The organism is Ruegeria sp. AE4, from assembly GCF_056542185.1.
The window spans coordinates 78106-97172 of the sequence record NZ_JBQFZK010000006.1 but is presented as its reverse complement, the minus strand read 5'-3'; the positions used below and the strand labels follow the sequence as shown (position 1 = coordinate 97172).

Genomic DNA, 19067 nt, shown 5'->3' with positions numbered 1-19067 from the left:
ACAAACTCCTGTTACCTGGATGAGGTTGGGGCAAATGTGTCCCAACCTCAATACCTCAGGAAACGTGGTTATTTTCCAGGTAAACCGAGAGGTATCTCGGCAGGATTTACCGCCCAGATCACCAGGTTTCTGGCAGATTTGGAATGCACAAGCACTTTGTTTCCAGTTCTCGCCGCGCAAAAGTCAAATACCCCGCCAGACTACATGCTCTGGAGAGGCACAAGTCAGATGTTCAACTGCATGGATGACTTTGTTCGGTCCATTGCAACGAATGTTCTGAACTTTCGGATGTTCTTGTTCGAAAAGAACAACCGTTGGGTAAGCTTTTCATATTCGGACATATCTCGAACGATAACGATCAGAACAAAATCCACTTCACCAGTAACATAGTAGCATTGCTGAACCTCAGGGGCATCATAGAAGCTTTTCTTGATTTCATCGATTTTTCCGCCAGTCTCGGTTTTTAGTTCGACTTCGACGAAAATGGTCAGCGGCAATCCCACGGCTGCCGGATCAATATGCGCTGACTGCGCGGCAATGACCCCCTCCGCCTCCATGCGTTTGATCCTCCGCTGCACGCTGGGCGCAGACAGATTCACGCTTTCACTGATTTGACGGTGCGGCACCGTATTGTCCTGCTGCAACACCCTAAGAATCGCGAGATCGAAGCTATCCAGACTTCCTGATGAATATTTTTGTTTCATGGCGACCTCATGCAAGTTTGCCTCAAAATTACCAGCAAGTCAGAGCGAAAACATCGCTGACATTGAATTATATTTGCACCAACAATGGAAGGACCACAAATGCTCGCAAACTTTGAGACAGTCGGAATTGAAAGCCATACAGCCAAGCCAGGCTTTGGCCATGCCGCCACAGCCACCTTACCCCGCGAGGGATTTGACCTCGCACAGAGGGAAATTCAAAGCTGGAGTGGGTACAAAAGAGCGCCAATGCCGTCCTTTCAAGGTCTAGCCGAAGCACTGGATCTGGGCGCAGTCTATTACAAGCATGAAGGGTTAAGATTCGGTTTGGGCAGTTTCAAAGCACTTGGCGGCGCTTATGCGGTTCTGCGAGTATTACAGCGCGAATTAACCAAAAAGACAGGCCGTGAAGTCACTGCCGATGAGATCCGAAACGGCACCCATACTGCCGGAATTGCAGACATAACCGTCATTTCGGCGACAGATGGCAATCACGGTCGTTCAGTGGCTTGGGGTGCCCAGCGCTTCGGCGCGCCATGCCGAATTTACATTCACAAAGAAGTAAGCGCATTCCGCGCCGACGTAATGCGCCAGCTGGGGGCCGAAGTGATCAGGGTTGATGGAGATTACGACGCTTCCGTGGCACAGACCCGGACCGATGCAGCGGCACACGGTTGGTTGATTGTTTCAGATACTTCCTGGCCCGGTTACACTCAGGCACCTCTTGATGTCATGGCTGGTTACGGGGTCATGGCGCGCGAGATCGTGCAGGATTTGGCTTTGCCACCCACTCATGTCTTCCTTCAAGGCGGCGTTGGAGGCTTAGCGGCTGCCGTCACCGCGGTATTCCTCCAGGAATGGGAGCAGAATGCGCCGCGCGTCATCGTGGTCGAACCTGAATTGGCCCCCTGCCTTTTTGCAAGCGCCCAGGCAAATCGGCCTACAGCCGTCGAAGTAGGCGAAGAAACCATAATGGCTGGTCTATCCTGCGGCGCGCCGTCCGAATTGGCATGGAACGTTTTGGAAGAGGCCGCCAGCGGTTTCATGAAAATCCCGGACCAGCTTGTGGCACCGGCCGTCCGCCTATTGGCAAACGGCGCTTTCGGAGATGAGTCAATCGAAGCCGGAGAAAGCGCCGTGGCCGGTCTGATTGGCTTGATCTGCGCGTCATTGCGCACCGACCTGCGGCAACAATATCAAATTACGCCACAATCCCGAGTGATGTTGATCGGGTCAGAGGGCGTCACAGATCCGCATGTTTTCGACCGGATCATGAATGATAGCAACTGACTTGCGGAAATGACCCGGCGTGGTATTCCCCCTTGGTGGAAGCCGCGCCCGGCTTCCACCTTCCGGCCACGCCGCAGGAGTTTACCGCTGTCCGGCCTGCAAGATACGCCTTTGTTCTTGGCCAATCATGCAGGTTCACTTCCTTTCGACAGTGAACCGCGTTCCCCAAGGGTCTGTCAGCTCTTGCGGTTGCAATACAGTCCCATCCGTCAACAGCACGATCTCATCCAAGCCGCTGCTGTCAGTTGGACGAGCTTTTGCACCATTGCTGTTCCAGACGTTGCCTGCAAAGTGATGGTGGTACCCACCCGAACTGTAGAACCCTGCTGAACCTTCGTGCAGCATGCGATCCTGCGCTAGATGTCGTGTCATGAATTCGTCGACCGCATTGATATCCCCGACCTGTAGGTGGACATGTCCGACCACCATATTTTCCGGAGCCCCGGACCAGTCTTGACGGGCCGCACCTGCAATGGCCTCCAGGTCCAGATGATGCGAGCCCATGCGGATATACTCTCCATCCATCTGCCATGTTTCAACAGGCCGGTCGGCGTAGATTTCGATCCCATTGCCTTCTGGATCGTTTAGATACAGCGCCTCGCTGACGTCGTGATCCGCCGCCCCGGTCAAAGGGATGCGGTTTTGTGCAGCATAGATCAGCCAGCGTCCCAGGTAATCGTGGTCCGGCATCAGAAAAGCTGTATGGAAAAGACCCGCCGCATGCGGATAGCGCCGCGCAGCACGGTCTTGGCGCAACTCGAGCAGAACGTTGTTTCCTGCGCCCAGTTTCAGGGTTTCGCCATCCCGCGCCAATTCCTCAAGGCCAAGCACTTGTTGGTAAAAGGTCCCAACAGTGTCCAGATTGTTCACAATCAGTGCCACACGGCCGATTGACACGGGGGCTTCGCTGCTTCTCATGCCATAGGCTCCTTTTCTGAGTTTCGAAACCCCCTTCCCATCAACCGCGCTGGCGTAGGCCCGCGTTGCCAGCATATCAGCGATCATCGCTGTACCGGCGGCGGCGGTCAAACCTCCGGCCATCCTGTTTAGAAATCCTCGCCTGTGCACATTGCCGGGTTTGATGGTCATGGGGTTTCTCCTGATCCTCAATACTCGAACACGCCGTTGGTGTTTGCGGATTCTCCGGTCTGCGCTTCTTCGATGTCCCAATGCTCTACGATGAAACCATTGTCATCAAAGCGGAAGATATCGAAAAATCCGATGCCCAGATCGCCCTCAATGTCGAGGTTGGTCTGCTTCGAATGAACCAGCACCATGTCGCCCATCGCAATAGTCTTGGCAATTTCTGTTTTTAGGCGCACGTTATCAGCAGCTAGTCCGGTCAAGTATTCTGCCAGAGCATCGCGCCCATCCGGCACGCTCGGGTTGTGCTGTATATAGTTCTCGGAGGAGATATACGCTTCGACCGCTGATAGATCACTTGGGTTTTCAAAGCTTTTCAGAACGGCGATAGCACGTTCACGGTTCTGCTCGATATTCTGATCGGAATAAACATCTGCGTTTGGTCCCTGAAACATAGTGTTTTCATTCGCCGCGCTTTCGGGGACCTGCTGGTAGTGGTCCCAGTGTTCGACCAGTTTTCCGTCCTCGGCGCGCCAGACATCAACATAGACGTACTGGTCCCCGTTACTGCCGGTCCAGACAGAATGGATTGCAACATAGGAACCCTCGGCAAGCACACGGTAGAGATCCACCTGCACATCAGGATCGGCAGTCAGTTCACCGGCAACGGCCTTGATCAACTCAACCGGCCCGTCGCCATATGCGGTGGCATGCTGAACATAGGTATCGCCGATGTACTTCCCGAAATTGTTGAGGTTCCGGTAAACCAAAACATCCCGATAGAACCCTTCGGCCAGTTTGATTGAGGCCTGGGTTTGTGCGTCAATGCTTAGCTTATCAGCATGGAGCGGAGTGGAAAGCGCCATAACCACAGCGGTTGCAGCAAAGAGGACGGATTTTCTAAACGGCATGGGTTTACCTTTTCGGTTGCATGTGGCGACCAGATAGAGATTTTCATTGATGAAAATAACAGAAAGAATAACCATATAACTCATGAAGAAAAACGATAATAAGGAACTCGGCGTCCGTTTGATACGCATGTTTGCCGCAGTCTATGACACAGGTTCGATCACGGCGGCGGCCAGACGTCTGGAGGTCACACAATCCACTGTCAGCCATGGATTGAACCGGCTACGCGGAATTGTGAAAGATGAGCTGTTTGTCCCTATGGGGCGCGGTATCTCTCCTACGCCGCGCGCAGCCCAGTTGTTTGCACAAGCGCAACATATTCTGGAGGCAGTGGACGCATTTACAGAACCCGCGCAATACGAGCCTCGTGATGACAGCGGCCAGTTTGTGATCGCCGCCAATGATTATGAGACCGAAATCGTGCTGAAACCCTTATTTCACGCGTTGCGACACCGCGCACCGAAGGTACAACTGCGCATTTGGCGCGCGCAGTCGCAACAAGACTGGGCCGAACTACTACGCAACGGGCAGGTCGATCTGGTGCTGGCGCCCGAGCTTACCGGAACCGAAGCCGACTTGATGCAGAAACTGATCCTGACCGACAATGATCTTTGCTATTTCGACCCTGACCACGTGACTGCTCCTGATACAATCACGGCTTATTGCGCGTTGCCCCACGCGGTCATGATGCCCGGGCAACACGAACTTACCGCTATCGATTTGGCGCTCAGCCACCTGGAAAGGCATCGCCGCATCTCAGTGACGCTGCCTGGTTTCTCGGCAATCGCCTCTCTTATTCGCGGGACCAATACTATTGCGACTATGCCTGCGCGGTTAAAGGACAATATCTTTGCCGGCTTTGCTCATTGCAGTCCACCCGTCGACCTGCAACCCGATAGAATTGCGCAGATCTGGCACGTGCGCCAGGCAGCGTCACCTCGCCACCAATGGCTCCGCGCGCTCATATCGGAGATAGCGACCGCCCGATGAAGGGCAAAGGAACTTTGATTGCCATCTCTGAGATGGCGCGCAAAAGACGTGGTCCGCCGCATGCGGACCCTCCTTCCGACAACCGGAACCGATATCCTAACTGCGAAAGCGGAACGTTCACTGGAAACTTCCTGGCTGATCAACCGCCAGAAATTCATATAGCCCCTTGACGTGCCGATGTGCACCGCGCTGGCGACCTGCCCATGTCTTCCAACAAACATGCTGAAGTCTCGCAGTGGGGCCTTAAGGCGATGTGTTCGACATGCTCCCCAATCTCGCGCGCGTATCTTCTTTTACGTCGCCCATCGCCATGCGCGCAAAGGCTTGCCGCCAGCCAGGGGCGAGGTCCGTCAGATTTGCGAGGGCTTCGGCATCCTTGCGGGAAACTCGTCGTGTCAGTCGGGCGCGGGTCACGTGCTGCACGCTCCAGTCCGGATTGCGCCTTTCAATCAACGTTATTCGATCTCCTGCTTCGACCTCGCCGGTTTCCAGAACACGGTAGTACCACCCAGTGCGACCCGTTTTCTGAAACAGGTAGGGCATCCTTTCATTTCCGGTGTGCAGTCCCAGTTTCCAGCAGGGCTGACGGCCCTGGCTGATTTGAACGATTGCCGTGCCCAGCCTCAGGATGTCGCCAATGCACAGATTTTCCTCGGTCAAACCGGTTGTTGAGATGTTTTCACCAAATGCTGCGGGCTCTGTGCCGGGGGGCAGCTGCCCTTCTCTCTGCCAATCCGCATAGTGATCCTGCGCATAATGGTGAATGGCTTTTTCTGCACCGCCATGCACGGTCAGGTCCGCCTGTGCATCATCTGAAAATCCAGTAAGCGAAATGACCTGACGGCCAGACACCCGATCCTTCTGAATGGCAGAGGGCGGCTTTGCCTCCCAGCGGTTCGTGACACAACCCAGGAAAATGCCACCTATTACTGTCGATAGTTCAGGAAGGGTCATTCAGGCCTCTTTGTGTTCAATACATATCTTTTCTTCTTCGCCACGCTCGAGGCTCACTTCCAGCAAGCTGCAGAAGCCATTTTTCTGACCTTTCTTATGATAGGCGCAGGTCATGCATTTCCCGAACGAGTGACCACCGTTCGCTGCCAATGCCAACATCAAGCTCTGAAGCAGACCATCCTTGAGAGACACCTGAACGCTGGAGGGCAGATTGCCGATGGCGTCAGCAATCGGATTGGCCTCTGTCAAAACAGAGGCGCCCGCCTTGGACAGTTCGTACGAGATCGACCGCTGGTCAGATTTTTGTCGGTGCTCGGCAGCGTATCCCTTGCGCACAAGCGCTTTCAGTGTCTGGGACATCGTTCCGCGGGTTGTCCCAAGGTACTCAGCGACATGTGACGGTGAACGGGAAAACTGATTTGCCTCGGAAAGGTACTCCAGCGCCGCCCTTTGTGTCGGGTTCAGGTCGCCCGTCCAGCCCGCAGCGGAATCTATCCGGGCAAGACGGTTGATAAGGATACGAATACTGTGGGCGGTTCTCATGCCCAACAAGTAGCGAGTCGAAATTAAAGTTGCAATATGTTTCTCCGTTTGGTAGCGAGTCGATATCACTTTACCGGAGATAAGAAATGACACTCACCTGGAAATCACTTGCTGCAGTTGTGATCGGAGCTTCGTCCGCCGTCGCAGAAGGCGATCACGCGATACATCAGGAGGGGGCTGTTGTCTCTCCCGCTGATGTCGCCAAGGTGGCCGACTTTGACATCCTTGCAGCGCATGCGCATCGCAACGGCAATACCATTACGTTCCACATGACCACCAATGGTACTGCCGGGGCATCGGTGCCGGCAGGAACCGGGGCAGTAGGAGGGTCAGACGTCTGGTCCTATGTGTGGCCTACATCCCTGGATACGTCTGCAGTAGGTTTCGAAGGCGGCGCCGGCATCTTGGCAATGGCTGCAACCAGCCACCCGGATTTTGACGACACCCCGCTGTTTGATGAAAACGGCGATGGCGACCCAGCCAACGACGGTATCGAATGGCACAGCCACTGGGTTGTTCTCGCCCCGACCGAAACTTGCGGCCCGGGCGCCCTTGCAGTGCGCGATATCCCTGAAGGGACGACGCCAAAGCTTCCTGCAACCTGGCCTGGATTCCCAATCTTCCTGGACAGCCCAGGGTTCACACCGCTGTTCGATGGTCCGGAAATTCAAGTCAAAGCCGGATTTTCCAACGACGTTCAGTTGGAAGGCATCGCTTATGATGGCGTAACCTCTGCTCTGCGGGTAAACGCCAACATTCACGCTCCGCTTTTGTGCGTCACGGATGTTTTCGACATTGCCTCGGGCGACCTGAGCCTACCGGGCAAGCTTCAATAACGATGTCAGCCGGTCGTCTCAGGCAGGCGGCCGACCTCTGAACAGGAGAGATCAATATGCAAGCGCCTGAACTGCAGGTCAGTGAATGGTTCAACACTGACAAGAACTTAATGCTTTCGGATTTCCAGGGTAAGGTTGTCGTCATTGAGGCTTTCCAGATGCTATGCCCAGGCTGCGTCATCCATGGCATCCCTCTGGCACAAGCTGTGCGGGAGCATTTTTCCAACGAACACGTCGCCGTAATCGGGTTGCACACCGTTTTCGAACATCACGACGCAATGACGCCGGTATCACTGAAAGCCTTTCTTCACGAATACCGTATCAGGTTTCCTGTGGCGGTCGACAAACAGGGCACCGGGCCTTTGCCGGAAACCATGGCGGCATACGGAATGCGCGGCACGCCCAGCCTTGTTCTATTGGATCAGTCAGGCCGGATTGCGGCACATCACTTTGGCCAGGTCTCTAAGCTGCAGCTGGGTGCAGAGATTGGAAGCCTACTTGCCAGCGAGGCTGCCGCTGTGGACGCAAGTCGGCAACCCAGCCAGGCCAGGCGGTGTGATGACACTGGCTGCGCTGTGTGAAACGGCGGCATACAGAGGGCAAACCTAAGCGTATCTACCTCCTCGGCGTGCGCGACATTGGTTCTCCATTTTCTCTGCTAAGCAAAACTGCCCGGGTTCCACATGTTCGTTTAGGCACGGTACCGCGCCCGTTTCAGACTTGCGTACCCGCGACAGCAATACGGCCGGATTATCGGGACTACGGCTTCACATCATTTGGAGGAAGTTTCGCGAACTCTGTCGTGTTCGACTGCAAACCTTGTCGCGTATGAGCGAGTGAACCCAGTGAAATTCTTACTAAATCCGTGTGATCGGCAAACTTCGTCGATACCTTGTTTCTTGCAATACTCGGGGAAAATGGCTGATGAAATTCATTCACATCACTGACATACACCTCGTCCGCGACTCCGGCCCGCTAAACGGCGGCTTTCCATCCCAGCGGCTGGACGCCTGTTTGGACGATATCCTTCGGTGGCATTCCGATGCGGCGTTCTGTGTCATCTCTGGAGATTTGGCTGAATTTGCTGAGGATGAGGCCTATCGGGCGCTCAAGGCGAAACTGGCCGCATTTCCGCTCCGCTCATTTCTGCTGATTGGAAATCACGACGACCGAACTGTTTTCCAATCGGTCTTCCCGGATCATCCAAAGGATGCCAACGGGTTTGTCCAGCATCGGTTCGAAACGGATGAGGGGGTTTTCTTGTTTCTCGATTCAACCAAAGACGGGCGCGATGTGCATGAAGGGCAGCTTTGCCCTGCCCGGCTGGACTGGCTCAGGCAGCAACTGACCCAAGCCGAGGACAAGCCAACCTATGTGTTCCTGCACCACCCGCCCTTTGACCTTGGCATTCCCCTTGTGGACGAGATCAGGCTGGTCGAGGCGGACGCCTTTGCTGACGCCCTCAAACACGGGCGCAACATTCGGCATGTGTTTTACGGCCATGTGCACCGCATGACCTATGTGAACTGGCGTGGCATTCCATTTACCAGCCTGCCCAGTCTCAACCATCAGATTCCGTTGAATGCGGCCAGTGTCGATGGCGAGTTCTGCGACGAACCTCCGGCTTACGGTGTCGTACAGATCGCCGAGGATCAGCTGACGGTGCATTTCAACACTTTCCTGCAACGTAACCCATTGCATCAGACCTGAGGTATGGAAGCCTATTGGATCGCATTGGTTCTGGTTTCGGCGGCAACCCACCCATTGCGCGACCTTACGCTGAAAGGGGTTGCGCATCCGGTGTCGTGCTATGTCGGAGTGTCTCTGACCTGGGTGATCCTGGCGGCGGTTCATACGCTGGTTATGGGTCAGGAATTGAGCCTGCCACTTGAGACCTGGCCCTTTGTCGCAATCTCAGCCCTTGGGTTGACCTTCTACTACTACGGCACATTGTCGGCCCTGAGACGTGGGAACCTGTCGGTTTATTATCCGATTATCCGTTCGTCGCCGATTGCCATTGTCGCCTTCAGCTGGCTGGCCCTTGATCAGCATTACTCGTGGTTCACCCTGCTGGGGATCGCATTGGTCCTGCTAGGCAGCCTGATGATTCAGAAGTCGCCTGGCGGACTGCTGCATGATCACAAAGCATTCGCGCTGGCAAGTATGGCGATGCTGGGATCTGCCGCTTATTCGCTAAGCGATGCCCAAGCGATGAAGCTGACCAATCCGGCATCTTTCCTGTTTTTCACCTATATTCTGGTGACACCGCTGCTTGCTGGCATCAGAGCCTGGGAAGATCGCCACTTGTCAGCCCCGTTTCTGGGGGTCGTGCGTGGCTGGGCGCAGGCACCGGTGCGGATCGCTTTTGCCGGGATTGCGTCCTATCTGTCTTACCTATTCATCCTGACCGCGTTCCAGCTTGGGGCCGAAGCCGCCACAGTCAGCGCGGTACGGCAAGCATCGATCCCGGTTTCAGTGACCCTCGCGGCGATCATATTGAAGGAATCCCGTTTTCTGCACCGTATCGGCTGGGCAAGCCTGATCGCATTGGGAATCCTTTTGATTACGCTGTCCCGAGGTTGAAACTGTAGTCACTGTCTTGACGCGCTACGAATTCGTCATTCCTTTACTGGCCTTGTTTGGGATCTCTCTGGACGTAAACAATCGGTCCTGTAATGGCCGTGCACGACAGAATCAAACGGCTACACTGATGATCCGAAACACTCCATCTCTGGAACCAACGTGTAGATGCCATAGTCGCTCGGGCAGTGCAAATACGCCAACTCCTTGACGAAAACGAACTTGGCAATCCTTAAGATCTAAATGCCGCTACGGTAGCCGATCTCCAGGTTTTCGCAGCGACAGCCTGCAACAGTCACCGGCCACTGATCCTGCCGAGCCACTCGGATGTCGCTTCTAGCCCTTGTCGCAGAATAGCAAACATATGCTCGATTTCGCTTTTTGTAATGATGAGGGGCGGTGAAAGAACACACATGTTGATCACGGGTCGTACAAGCAGACCGCGTTTCTGGCATTCCATATCGATACGACTGCCAATCTCATAGTCGCGCCCAAGCTCGCTCTGGGGATCGCCATCGACTGAGCACTGAACACACCCCATCAATCCCATCCCACGGGCATCGGCCACAATGTCAATCTGACGCAACTGCTGTAATTGATCCTGAAAAACCGGGCCGACTTTTTGAACGTGTTCGAGTATCTTTTCCCGCTCGAAAATCTCGATGTTTTTCAACCCGGCAGCCGCGCTGACCGGATGGCCCGAATAGGTGTAGCCATTCGAAAAGGTGGCATCTTTTCCCGCAACATCCGCTATCAGCCGATCTGAGATAATCGCGGCCCCCATCGGCGCATACCCGGATGTCATCCCCTTGGCGCAGGTGATTATGTCGGGCTGAATGCCAAAGACAGCCTCGGAGGCGAACCAATGACCCAATCGGCCGAAAGCCGTGACAACCTCGTCTGATATATACAGGACATCATACTTCCTGCAGATGTTCAGGCAGCGTGCGTGATATCCGATTGGTGGCACGATGACACCGCCCGAGGCCAAAACCGGTTCAGCGATAAAAGCGGCAACATTTTCCGGGCCAAGTGCCACAATGGCGTTTTCGAGATCGGCAGCTTTCTCGTTCAGAAAGCTTTCATCGCTTTGACCGGGCGCGCGGTAAAGCGGGTTCACGTCCGGCAGGAAATGCGCCAGGTCGTCGGCCTTGTCGAGCCAAAGCCTGTCACGTTCTTTTCCACTGACGCTGGCTGCCAGATAAGTGCTTCCGTGATAGGCTTTTTGCCTTGAAATGATTTTCTTTTTCTCTGGCCGACCCATAAGGTTGTTGCGGAAATGGACAAACCGGATGGCTGTATCAACCGCAGTGGAACCGCCGGTTGTAAAGAAGACATTATTCAGATCGCCGGGCGCACGTTTGGCGATTTCGCGGGCGAACTGTGCCGCAGTCGAGTTGGTGTTGTTGAAGGGTGAGAAATAGGCAAGGTTCCGGGCTTGCTCGGCCATTGCTTCGGCCATTTCCGTGCGCCCATACCCAATCTGGGTGCACCACATTCCCCCCGGACCGTCGATCAGGCGAGCACCCTTTTCGTTTATCAGATGGATGCCGCTGGCGCCTTCGATAAAGGTGCGGTCGTTTTCACCCAAAGCCTCCATCCCTTCCCACGGGTGCAGGAAGTGGTCGTTGTCCCATTGCTTGGCGTTGGAGTTATCCATGGCGGGCCATGCTTTCCGCGCTTAGTACAATAGGGAATTCTTCGCGCACCCGAGCGTCCAAAGCACCAAAATAATTAGGAAAATGGCTGTCGAGGATGGAATTCGCCTTGTTGCGGGCGCGGTCCAACAGATCCGTTTTCCCCTCATTCTCCCAAGTGTCCGTACGCTCGCGGTCCATCAGCTGTGGGTAGACAAATTCGCTGTTCATATAGCTCAGCGTGTGCGGATTGCCGAGGAAATGACCCGGATCTATGGCGCATTGGTGAATCACATCCACCGCCATGGTTTCATCAGTAACCTCTATCCCACGCAACGATCGCAGGATCATGCCGCCCGCTTCGTCATCGATGACCATGCTTTCAAAGCTGCATCCCATCAGGCTACCGATCATGCCACCAAACTCGCACAGGCGATTGGCACCAGCATGCGCCGCAAGGGTAAAGGTCAGCGCCTTTTCCAACCCGTATTGCGCATCAGGTATTTTTGCATCGGTCATACCTGCACCCACCGAGGTAGGAAGGCCGTAAAAGTTGCCCATCTGAATTGCTGCGGCACCGATCAGCGCCTGTTCGCCGCTGCCGCCAGTAAAAGACCCGCTGCGCAAGTCCGTAATGAAGGGCCAGGCCGCAAAGCAGATGGGGCAACCCGGCGTGATCAGGTTGACGATGGCAACGCAGGCAAGTGTTTCGGCGACGGTTTGAACCAGCGTTCCCGCAAGCGTCGCAGGTGCCGTGGCCCCGGCTTGAGGCGGCACAGCCAAATCGACAGTCAGGCCAAGTTTGGCGGTATCAATCAGGATCTCCATATTTTCCTTGCCGATCCGCAAGGGGGAAACAATGGGGCAGCCGCCGAATATGACGCTTGGCTTTTTCAGGAAAGCCCCCTCGCCCCCTTGGGCCAGATCAAACATGCGGATGGCATGTGGAATGTGGCTGCGGTCACGGAACGTCAGGCAAGCGGGTTTTTGGCTGCCCGCAAGCATGGCATAAATGGTGTTCATGTCATGGGTGAAGTCATCGGTCACATCCGTCGCCAGAACCGTGTCGCCCAGCATGTGAATGTTTTCCAAACAGTCGACCAGGCGGGTGAAATCATAAACATCACGCAGAACCGACGGACGATAGGTTTTGGTTTTGGAATCGAATGTTGTCACGGCGGTGCCGGAATTGGCGAAATAGACGCTTTCTGCCGTGCAATGCATGTCGTCCTTACCTTCGCGCTCCCCTCGGGCATAGACGTAAAACTCCTTGGCGGCACCTGCCAGGATTTCCTCCATCAGGGCGCGTGGGAAGCACAGCCGGTTGAGGTCACTCAGCACTGCACCTTTGGGAAGCACCAACTCAAGCAACTCCGGGAAATGGTCGGTAATTCCGGTTTGTTCCAGGACGGTCAAGGCCGCATGATGGATGTTCTCCATATCGGTCTGAGTCAGCGGTCTATAGCGTCCGCCGCTCAGACCCCCGCGTACGGCTTCGTTACCCGTGGTCGTCTGTTGTACCTTCAGACGCGCTGCGCGCCCCCCGCCCCCGCGACGACGTGAACGGGGTGCTTCATTGGTGCTGTTCATGTTGCATCCTCTGCCAAATCAATAATCTCACGGCGAAACCAGTCTTTGTCTGCATCGACCTTTGGGCGCTCGAAATCGCGGGCGGCGCGATGACCTGCAAAAACTGCGTCTGCGATCAGTCCCGGCGACGCGGCATCACCAATGAGGTCAAGGGTTTTCAAACCGGCTCCCTTCAGGCTGTCGAAAAGGGCGGTTTCACGCTGGCGCTCGGTCACCAGAACCGTTGAGGCGCACGGGATATCAGTTTCGCGGTCGGTAAAGGCACAGCCTATCCGCACCGCGTCGCTCTGAACCGCCGTAAGCACCTGATTGCAGCGGATATCGACCGCCAGTTCGATCATGCGGGCCTGGATGCGGGACTGTTCCAATGTGTGAACGGCGTAGGCCGAAACCAAACTCTCTGGCGTGGCAAAAATGACCTGATATCCGGCAGTCGCCAATTTCTCGGCAATCACCCCAGCCAGATAGATGTGATCATCATCATAGATCATCACCGGGCCGTCCGGGGGCAGAACCCCATTCATGATGTCATCAGGCGTCAACACCTTGGCATCCGGCGTGACCCTAGGCAGGCGGCGCTGCGTATTGCGACCCACTCCATCGGCACGCCAATAGCTGCCGGTTGCAACAAAGACATGCTCGATGCCAAGCTCGGCGACTTGTCCGGCTTCGAGCTTGCTGTCAGTGAATAACTGAACATTGGCCCGCTGTTTCAGATCGTTCAGGCGATAGTCAACCACGCGCGACCAGGCGGCGAGGCCTGGAAGTCTGCTTTCCCTACCTACCCGTCCACCAAGTTCGGCTGAGGCCTCGGCCAGTGTCACCTGATACCCGCGCCGTGCCAATTGCATGGTGCATTCCAACCCCGCAGGTCCACCACCGATGACCAGCACTTCGGCCTCGCTTTTTTTCGGCGCGATGATCTCGGGGTGCCAGCCGCGGCGCCATTCCTCGCCCATCGTTGGGTTTTGCGTGCAGCGGATCGGAATACCCAGATTGTCCGACGACACGCAGATATTGCAGCCGATGCATTCCCGGATTTCGTCGATCCTGCCTTCCTCGATCTTTTTTGGTATGAAAGGGTCCGCAATGGATGGCCGCGCGGCACCGATGAGGTCGACAATTCCCTTTTTGACCATCGACAGCATCATGTCCGGGGACGTCAGTCGGCCAACGCCAACAACAGGCTTTCGGGTGATCTGTTTGACGTGGGACAGAAACGCGTTCTGATAGCCATCTTCGGGCTGAAAACGGGTCGTTGCGCTGTCATTGGACCAATCCGCGACATTCACGTCCCACAGGTCGGGAAGATCGGCCAATAACTCGACAACGGCGCGGCCTTCTTCTGCCGCCTGCATACCGTCGGCGCCCATCATCTCGTCAATGGCAAAGCGGAACGCCACGGCACAGCTGTCGCCTATGGCTTCGTGGGTGTCTTCCAGCAACTCACGGGTCAGCCGCACGCGGTTTTCAAGCGACCCCCCATATTCATCGCTGCGTTGGTTCATATGGGCCAGCATGAAATGTTGCGCCAATGTCATGTTGTGCCCGGCATAGACATAAACGATGTCAAACCCGGCCTCTTTCGCGCGCAGGGCTGCGTCGCGGTGCCAACGGCGGAGTTCCCGGATATCAGCCTTGTCCATGGCCTGCGCATGCTTTGGTTGCGTCGTATCCACAGACATTTCGGACGGTGCAAGAACCGGAGCGCGGGTCAGCAGATTCTGCGCATGGTTGCCGTTATGAACCAGTTGGATGGCCGCCAGCGCGCCATGTGCATGCACCGCATCCGTCATCAGCCGCAGCGCAGGCACATCGCGCGCATCCCACAGTCGCCCTTCTGGGAACGGGGACAAGTCCGAGGTCGGGTGAATCTCGGTCTCCTGATTGGACACCACGGCCCAGCCACCTTCTGCTTTCATTCCCCGAACGGCAGCGTCCGCCCGCGGCCTGAGATGCCCCATCCCGGTGCAATGCGGCACCTGATAAAAGCGGTTTCTGGCTGTGACGGGCCCGATCTGGACCGGTTCGAAAAGCAGAGCATATGGGTTCGCGTTCGACATAATCACGCGTTTTCCTGTAGTTGAGTTCCGGAGCCTAAAGGCTCCGGATAGTGGGTTATGTTAGAAGCCGGCTTTGATCCGCTCGAATTCGGCCAGCATCTTCGCCTCAAGCTCGGGGTTCACAGCATCAAAGAACAAACTGCCTTCGAAGAAGCTTTTGGGATCGGAAAAACCATAGGCTTCTATACTGCCCTGATCGGCGATTTCGAACGCTTTTGCGTTGGAATGCGGGTAGCCCCAGTTGTCGATGATGTACTGACCACTGGCAGGGTCCGTAAGCGCGTTCAAAAGGTCATAGACCTGATCGACCGGTGTCGTGGACGATTTCAGATGCACATAGCCACACGCCCAGGTCGCGATGCCCTTGTCCACGTTGCGCATCATGGCCGCGGGCACTTCGTTCCAGATCAGGTTCAGTTCGGACTGGTTCCAGGCCCACCCCATTTCGATCTCGCCACTGGTCATGGCCTGGTCAAACTGACCCGCATCGGACCAATAAAAACGCATATTCGGGTGGATCGAGCGCAGGAAATCCGATGCTTCCTTGAATTGCTCATCGCTCAGGTTGGTGTAGTCATCCGCGTTTCCGGTGGCCAGCGCGGCCAAGGCATAAGCAGACGATGCAGCATCCGGGATGGCGATTTTGCCTGCATAGGCCGGGTCCGCCATCAATTGCAGTGAGATGTCATCCCCTGATATCTTGTCGGTGCGATAGATAAGACCTGTGTTCCCCCATTCGAACGGCAGCATGTAAAGCTGGCCGTCCAGAACGATGGCGTCGACCTCTTTGATCTCGGGCAGCACATCCGCCCAATTGGTCAGCTTGCTTTCATCCAAAGGCTGAATCAGATCAGCTGCGACCCATTTTCTGACCGCGTCAGAACAAGGATGTGCCAGATCAGCGGTAAAACCGGAACTCAGCTTGGTAAAGGCTTCTTCCTGGCTTCCGAAATAGGAATAGCTTGGCGCTTCATCCCCGTATTTTTCCATGTAGCTGGCAAAGAATCCGGGATCTTCATATCCCGACCAGTCAAAAACCGTCAGATCGGCGCCACCTGCACTGGCACTGCCTGTCGTTATTGCCGTCGCACACGCGAAGGCCGCAATTCCCTGAAGTTTCATTCTATCCTCCCTCTGTTTTATTCCGAGATCGTACCAAGATCGATCACGCTAGCCGCCTGAAGCCCCAGCCAAACGACATCGCCGCGTTTAAAGTCGACCGTGTGGAAATAGTTCGGAACCGAGACCGAGATTGGTTTCTCGGCCCCAGCCACCTGAATGTGGTAGTGAATATTCTCACCGTAGAAGGCGACGTTGCTGACAGTGCCCTGAACCGTTGATGGGTAGTCTTCAGGACGGTCCTCAGCAATCTCCAACTGTTCCGGTCGAATACCGATGTTCATGTTTCTGGCGCTGGTCGCCACATTGGGGTTTCTCTCGATTTCCATCCGCCCGAAGGCAGCCGCATCGATTGACAACATGTCACCGCTTTCGCTCAGTAACCGGGCCGGCAATATGTTCATCTCACCGATGAAGCTGGCCACTTGTTGATCACAGGGACGGGCATAAAGCGTCGTTGGCGTGTCAACTTGTTTGAGTTGTCCGTTGAACATCACGCCGATACGGTCGGACATGGTCATAGCCTCGTACTGGTCATGCGTGACCATCACAAAGGTAATGCCAAGCGACTGTTGCAGATTGCGCATTTCAAACTGCATCTGTTCACGCAGCTTCTTGTCAAGCGCTGACAAGGGTTCATCCAAAAGCAACACCTTTGGCCGCATGATCAGCGCGCGGGCAAGCGCCACCCTTTGACGCTGCCCGCCCGACAACTCGCTTGCGCCGCGATCCTGAAGACCACCCAGTTCGACCATTTCCAAAGCTTCGGCGACGCGCTGGTCGATCTCGGCCTTGGGCGCTTTGCCCCGCAACCCGTAGGCTACGTTGTTCCCGACATTGAGGTGTGGGAAGATTGCGTAGCTTTGGAAGACCATGTTCGTCGGTCGGTTGTTGGCCGGCACTCCTTCCATATCCTGACCGTCAATCAGCACCTTCCCCCTGGTGGGTTCCTGAAAGCCCGCGATCATGCGTAAAACCGTGGTCTTGCCACACCCTGAAGGACCGAGGAGCGAAAAGAACTCACCCTCTCTGAGGTCAAGGTTTATTCCGCTCGCGGCCACAAATGTTCCGTAGCGCTTTTCGACGTCCCTGAGCTCTATGATGTTTCTGTGTGTCATCGGACCTCTGATGCGGATGAACGGCGGCGGAAGTATTCGGCCAGAACCAGAAGCAGAACCGAAGTCAGCAGCAGGATCGACCCCAGCGCCAACACATTTGGAAGCTTGGCGGGGAAACGGATCTGGCTCCAGATGTAAACCGGCAGGGTTGGCTGGTTGCCGGACAGGAAAAAGGCAAGGACGAACTCATCGAAACTGACGGTGAATGTGACCAAAACACTGGCTACGATACCGGGGGCGACGACCGGCAGCGTCACGCGGCGGAAGGTTTCGAACACACCGACGCCCAGATCGTAAGATGCTTCCTCCAGTGATGCGTCGAAGTCATCAAAGGCTGATTTCAAGATCGAGACAGAGAACGGCAGCGCGAGAAACGTGTGGCCCAGAATGACGGTCAGCAATGACGGCTTGAGACCAAGAAACAGAAACAGGACCAGCATTGAAGAGGCGACGATAATACCTGGGATCACCAAAGGCAGCATCACCAGACCTTCTGCCGCGCGTTGACCCCGAAAACGGTACCGAACGAAGGCACGGGCGGCGAACAATCCCATGGCGGTCGACAGAAGGGCAACAACAGTGCCGACAGCAAGCGAATTCCAAAGCGCCTGGATCAACGTGTCCTGCTCGCCCAGCTTCCGATACCAGTCCAGTGTCCAGCCCTTAATCGGGAACGCAACGATTGTGCCGCTGTTGAAAGAGAACAAAGGCAGGAACAAAACCGGCAGGTACAGAAACAGCAGATACACGAACGCATAGGCTGTCAGGGTCGTAGGACGTCTCATCTGATCCGCCTCCCCAGCCGTGTGGCGGACATGACAAACACGATGGCCGCAAAGCCCACCGACAGCATTGCGATTAACGATAGCGTAGCCCCAAGTGGCCAGTTGTTGGCGGCCCCGAACTGCACCTGAATAAGATTGGCGATCATCTTCCCATCTGAACCACCAACCAGAGCCGGGGTCACATAATCACCGACTGTAGGGATGAAGATGATCAGGCAAGCAGCAATGATACCTGGGATCGTCAGCGGCAGCGTCACCCGCATAAAACGTTGAAAGGGGCTGTTCCCAAGATCTGTTGCAGCCTCAAGAAGGCTCGGATCGATCTTTTGCAGTGAGACATAGATCGGCAGGATCGCAAATGGTGCCCAGGCATGAGCGAGCGTCAGCACGACTGCGAATTCGTTGTAGAGCAGGAAGTCGAGAGGTTCGCTGATCAAACCCAGCGCAAGAAGCGCAGAGTTCATCACTCCATTGAACCCCAGAATGAGCTTCCAGGCAAATACGCGCAGCAAATAGCTGGACCAAAACGGTATGGTGATCAGTAATAACCAGATGGTCTTTTTCTGGGCCTTCATCGCGATAAAATACGCGATGGGATAGGCCAGCGCGACGGTGACTATGGTCACCGCTCCGGCAATCCAGATCGACCGAAGCATCAGGTGTCGGACCAGCGGATCCGCAAACGCATCGCTGTAATTCTTCAGCGTCGGTGTCTTGTCGAGCGTCACATAGGTTTGGGTCCAGAATGAATAGGCAATCAGGATCACCAATGGCGCCGCGACCAGAAAGCCCACGTAAGCCGTGGCTGGCGCGCTAAGGGTATATCCCCGGGACGCTTCGCTGCGAAAGATCACCCAACCTCCCTTCCC

The 19067-nt window shown here is 55.5% G+C and carries 18 protein-coding genes; 6 read left to right on the top strand and 12 right to left on the bottom strand.

The genetic code is table 11. The annotated features are described in order from the left end of the window. Positions 1–224: 224 nt before the first annotated feature. A complete protein-coding gene (locus ACR0EK_RS10525) occupies positions 225–704 on the bottom strand; it encodes an Lrp/AsnC family transcriptional regulator (protein WP_480871246.1) in 480 nt (159 codons plus the stop codon). 84 nt (positions 705–788) lie between these two features. Here ACR0EK_RS10525 and ACR0EK_RS10520 point away from each other — a divergent pair, with 84 nt between their 5' ends. Then, a complete protein-coding gene (locus tag ACR0EK_RS10520; protein WP_480967798.1) occupies positions 789–1991 on the top strand; it encodes a diaminopropionate ammonia-lyase in 1203 nt (400 codons plus the stop codon). A 135-nt stretch (positions 1992–2126) separates the two neighbouring features. On the opposite strand, the gene ACR0EK_RS10515 is transcribed toward ACR0EK_RS10520, so the two are convergent. Continuing rightward, positions 2127–3080 carry a VOC family protein gene (locus ACR0EK_RS10515; RefSeq protein ID WP_480487999.1) on the bottom strand — a complete coding sequence of 318 codons (954 nt, stop codon included), beginning with the start codon at positions 3078–3080 and terminating at the stop codon, positions 2127–2129. 17 nt (positions 3081–3097) lie between these two features. Further along, positions 3098–4114 carry a nuclear transport factor 2 family protein gene (locus ACR0EK_RS10510; RefSeq protein ID WP_480899720.1) on the bottom strand — a complete coding sequence of 339 codons (1017 nt, stop codon included), beginning with the start codon at positions 4112–4114 and terminating at the stop codon, positions 3098–3100. Between ACR0EK_RS10510 and ACR0EK_RS10505 the strand changes: the two genes are divergently transcribed. Further along, positions 4113–4973, top strand: a complete 861-nt coding sequence (locus tag ACR0EK_RS10505; RefSeq protein WP_480899722.1) for a LysR family transcriptional regulator — start codon at positions 4113–4115, stop codon at positions 4971–4973. The two genes, ACR0EK_RS10510 and ACR0EK_RS10505, sit on opposite strands and share 2 nt — an antisense overlap. Positions 4974–5216: 243 nt before the next feature. Here ACR0EK_RS10505 and ACR0EK_RS10500 read toward each other — a convergent pair whose 3' ends face one another. Then, entirely contained in the window at positions 5217–5927 is a 711-nt protein-coding gene (locus tag ACR0EK_RS10500) for an MOSC domain-containing protein (RefSeq protein ID WP_480899724.1), read from the bottom strand. After that, positions 5928–6563, bottom strand: a complete 636-nt coding sequence (locus ACR0EK_RS10495; protein WP_480483493.1) for a MarR family winged helix-turn-helix transcriptional regulator — start codon at positions 6561–6563, stop codon at positions 5928–5930. Here ACR0EK_RS10495 and ACR0EK_RS10490 point away from each other — a divergent pair. The 4 genes from ACR0EK_RS10490 to ACR0EK_RS10475 all read left to right on the top strand — a co-directional run bounded on the left by ACR0EK_RS10490 (position 6557) and on the right by ACR0EK_RS10475 (position 9889). After that, positions 6557–7306, top strand: a complete 750-nt coding sequence (locus tag ACR0EK_RS10490; protein WP_480483495.1) for a hypothetical protein — start codon at positions 6557–6559, stop codon at positions 7304–7306. The two genes, ACR0EK_RS10495 and ACR0EK_RS10490, sit on opposite strands and share 7 nt — an antisense overlap. A gap of 56 nt (positions 7307–7362) precedes the next feature. After that, positions 7363–7887, top strand: coding sequence for a redoxin domain-containing protein (locus ACR0EK_RS10485; protein WP_480483497.1), 525 nt, complete (start codon positions 7363–7365; stop codon positions 7885–7887). Between the two features lie 343 nt (positions 7888–8230). Continuing rightward, positions 8231–9016 carry a phosphodiesterase gene (locus ACR0EK_RS10480; RefSeq protein WP_480546016.1) on the top strand — a complete coding sequence of 262 codons (786 nt, stop codon included), beginning with the start codon at positions 8231–8233 and terminating at the stop codon, positions 9014–9016. Positions 9017–9019: 3 nt separating this feature from the next. Next, positions 9020–9889, top strand: a complete 870-nt coding sequence (locus tag ACR0EK_RS10475; protein WP_480899725.1) for an EamA family transporter — start codon at positions 9020–9022, stop codon at positions 9887–9889. 292 nt (positions 9890–10181) lie between these two features. Here ACR0EK_RS10475 and ACR0EK_RS10470 read toward each other — a convergent pair whose 3' ends face one another. Genes ACR0EK_RS10470 through ACR0EK_RS10440 form a run of 7 tightly spaced genes read right to left on the bottom strand, consistent with a single transcriptional unit; the run spans position 10182 to position 19052 of the window. Then, positions 10182–11546 (bottom strand): aminotransferase, encoded by a 1365-nt coding sequence (locus tag ACR0EK_RS10470; RefSeq protein WP_480487994.1) that lies wholly within the window; start codon positions 11544–11546, stop codon positions 10182–10184. Continuing rightward, the gene (locus tag ACR0EK_RS10465) at positions 11539–13113 is read right to left on the bottom strand and encodes a trimethylamine methyltransferase family protein (RefSeq protein ID WP_480899727.1); all 1575 of its coding nucleotides are present in this window, start codon (positions 13111–13113) and stop codon (positions 11539–11541) included. Before ACR0EK_RS10465 ends, ACR0EK_RS10470 begins: the two co-directional genes overlap by 8 nt. Then, positions 13110–15176: an FAD-dependent oxidoreductase gene (locus ACR0EK_RS10460; RefSeq protein ID WP_480899730.1), complete on the bottom strand. Its 2067-nt coding sequence runs from the start codon at positions 15174–15176 to the stop codon at positions 13110–13112. Before ACR0EK_RS10460 ends, ACR0EK_RS10465 begins: the two co-directional genes overlap by 4 nt. A 60-nt stretch (positions 15177–15236) precedes the next feature. Beyond that, on the bottom strand, positions 15237–16298 hold the full coding sequence (locus tag ACR0EK_RS10455; protein WP_480483509.1) for an ABC transporter substrate-binding protein: 1062 nt from the start codon (positions 16296–16298) through the stop codon (positions 15237–15239). Positions 16299–16315: 17 nt separating this feature from the next. Continuing rightward, on the bottom strand, positions 16316–17413 hold the full coding sequence (locus tag ACR0EK_RS10450; protein ID WP_480483511.1) for an ABC transporter ATP-binding protein: 1098 nt from the start codon (positions 17411–17413) through the stop codon (positions 16316–16318). Beyond that, entirely contained in the window at positions 17410–18198 is a 789-nt protein-coding gene (locus tag ACR0EK_RS10445) for an ABC transporter permease (RefSeq protein ID WP_480483513.1), read from the bottom strand. Before ACR0EK_RS10445 ends, ACR0EK_RS10450 begins: the two co-directional genes overlap by 4 nt. Then, positions 18195–19052 carry an ABC transporter permease gene (locus ACR0EK_RS10440; RefSeq protein WP_480483515.1) on the bottom strand — a complete coding sequence of 286 codons (858 nt, stop codon included), beginning with the start codon at positions 19050–19052 and terminating at the stop codon, positions 18195–18197. Before ACR0EK_RS10440 ends, ACR0EK_RS10445 begins: the two co-directional genes overlap by 4 nt. Between the last annotated feature and the right edge of the window lie 15 nt (positions 19053–19067).

Bases quoted from the DNA above. Each gene is read 5' to 3' on its own strand.
- ACR0EK_RS10490 (WP_480483495.1), top strand. From the start codon at position 6,557: ATGACACTCACCTGGAAATCACTTGCTGCAGTTGTGATCGGAGCTTCG.
- ACR0EK_RS10480 (WP_480546016.1), top strand. From the start codon at position 8,231: ATGAAATTCATTCACATCACTGACATACACCTCGTCCGCGACTCCGGC.
- ACR0EK_RS10500 (WP_480899724.1), bottom strand. From the start codon at position 5,927: ATGACCCTTCCTGAACTATCGACAGTAATAGGTGGCATTTTCCTGGGT.
- ACR0EK_RS10465 (WP_480899727.1), bottom strand. From the start codon at position 13,113: ATGAACAGCACCAATGAAGCACCCCGTTCACGTCGTCGCGGGGGCGGG.
- ACR0EK_RS10515 (WP_480487999.1), bottom strand. From the start codon at position 3,080: ATGACCATCAAACCCGGCAATGTGCACAGGCGAGGATTTCTAAACAGG.
- ACR0EK_RS10460 (WP_480899730.1), bottom strand. From the start codon at position 15,176: ATGTCGAACGCGAACCCATATGCTCTGCTTTTCGAACCGGTCCAGATC.
- ACR0EK_RS10485 (WP_480483497.1), top strand. From the start codon at position 7,363: ATGCAAGCGCCTGAACTGCAGGTCAGTGAATGGTTCAACACTGACAAG.
- ACR0EK_RS10505 (WP_480899722.1), top strand. From the start codon at position 4,113: ATGTTTGCCGCAGTCTATGACACAGGTTCGATCACGGCGGCGGCCAGA.
- ACR0EK_RS10525 (WP_480871246.1), bottom strand. From the start codon at position 704: ATGAAACAAAAATATTCATCAGGAAGTCTGGATAGCTTCGATCTCGCG.
- ACR0EK_RS10455 (WP_480483509.1), bottom strand. From the start codon at position 16,298: ATGAAACTTCAGGGAATTGCGGCCTTCGCGTGTGCGACGGCAATAACG.
- ACR0EK_RS10510 (WP_480899720.1), bottom strand. From the start codon at position 4,114: ATGCGTATCAAACGGACGCCGAGTTCCTTATTATCGTTTTTCTTCATG.
- ACR0EK_RS10520 (WP_480967798.1), top strand. From the start codon at position 789: ATGGAAGGACCACAAATGCTCGCAAACTTTGAGACAGTCGGAATTGAA.
- ACR0EK_RS10470 (WP_480487994.1), bottom strand. From the start codon at position 11,546: ATGGATAACTCCAACGCCAAGCAATGGGACAACGACCACTTCCTGCAC.
- ACR0EK_RS10445 (WP_480483513.1), bottom strand. From the start codon at position 18,198: ATGAGACGTCCTACGACCCTGACAGCCTATGCGTTCGTGTATCTGCTG.
- ACR0EK_RS10450 (WP_480483511.1), bottom strand. From the start codon at position 17,413: ATGACACACAGAAACATCATAGAGCTCAGGGACGTCGAAAAGCGCTAC.
- ACR0EK_RS10475 (WP_480899725.1), top strand. From the start codon at position 9,020: ATGGAAGCCTATTGGATCGCATTGGTTCTGGTTTCGGCGGCAACCCAC.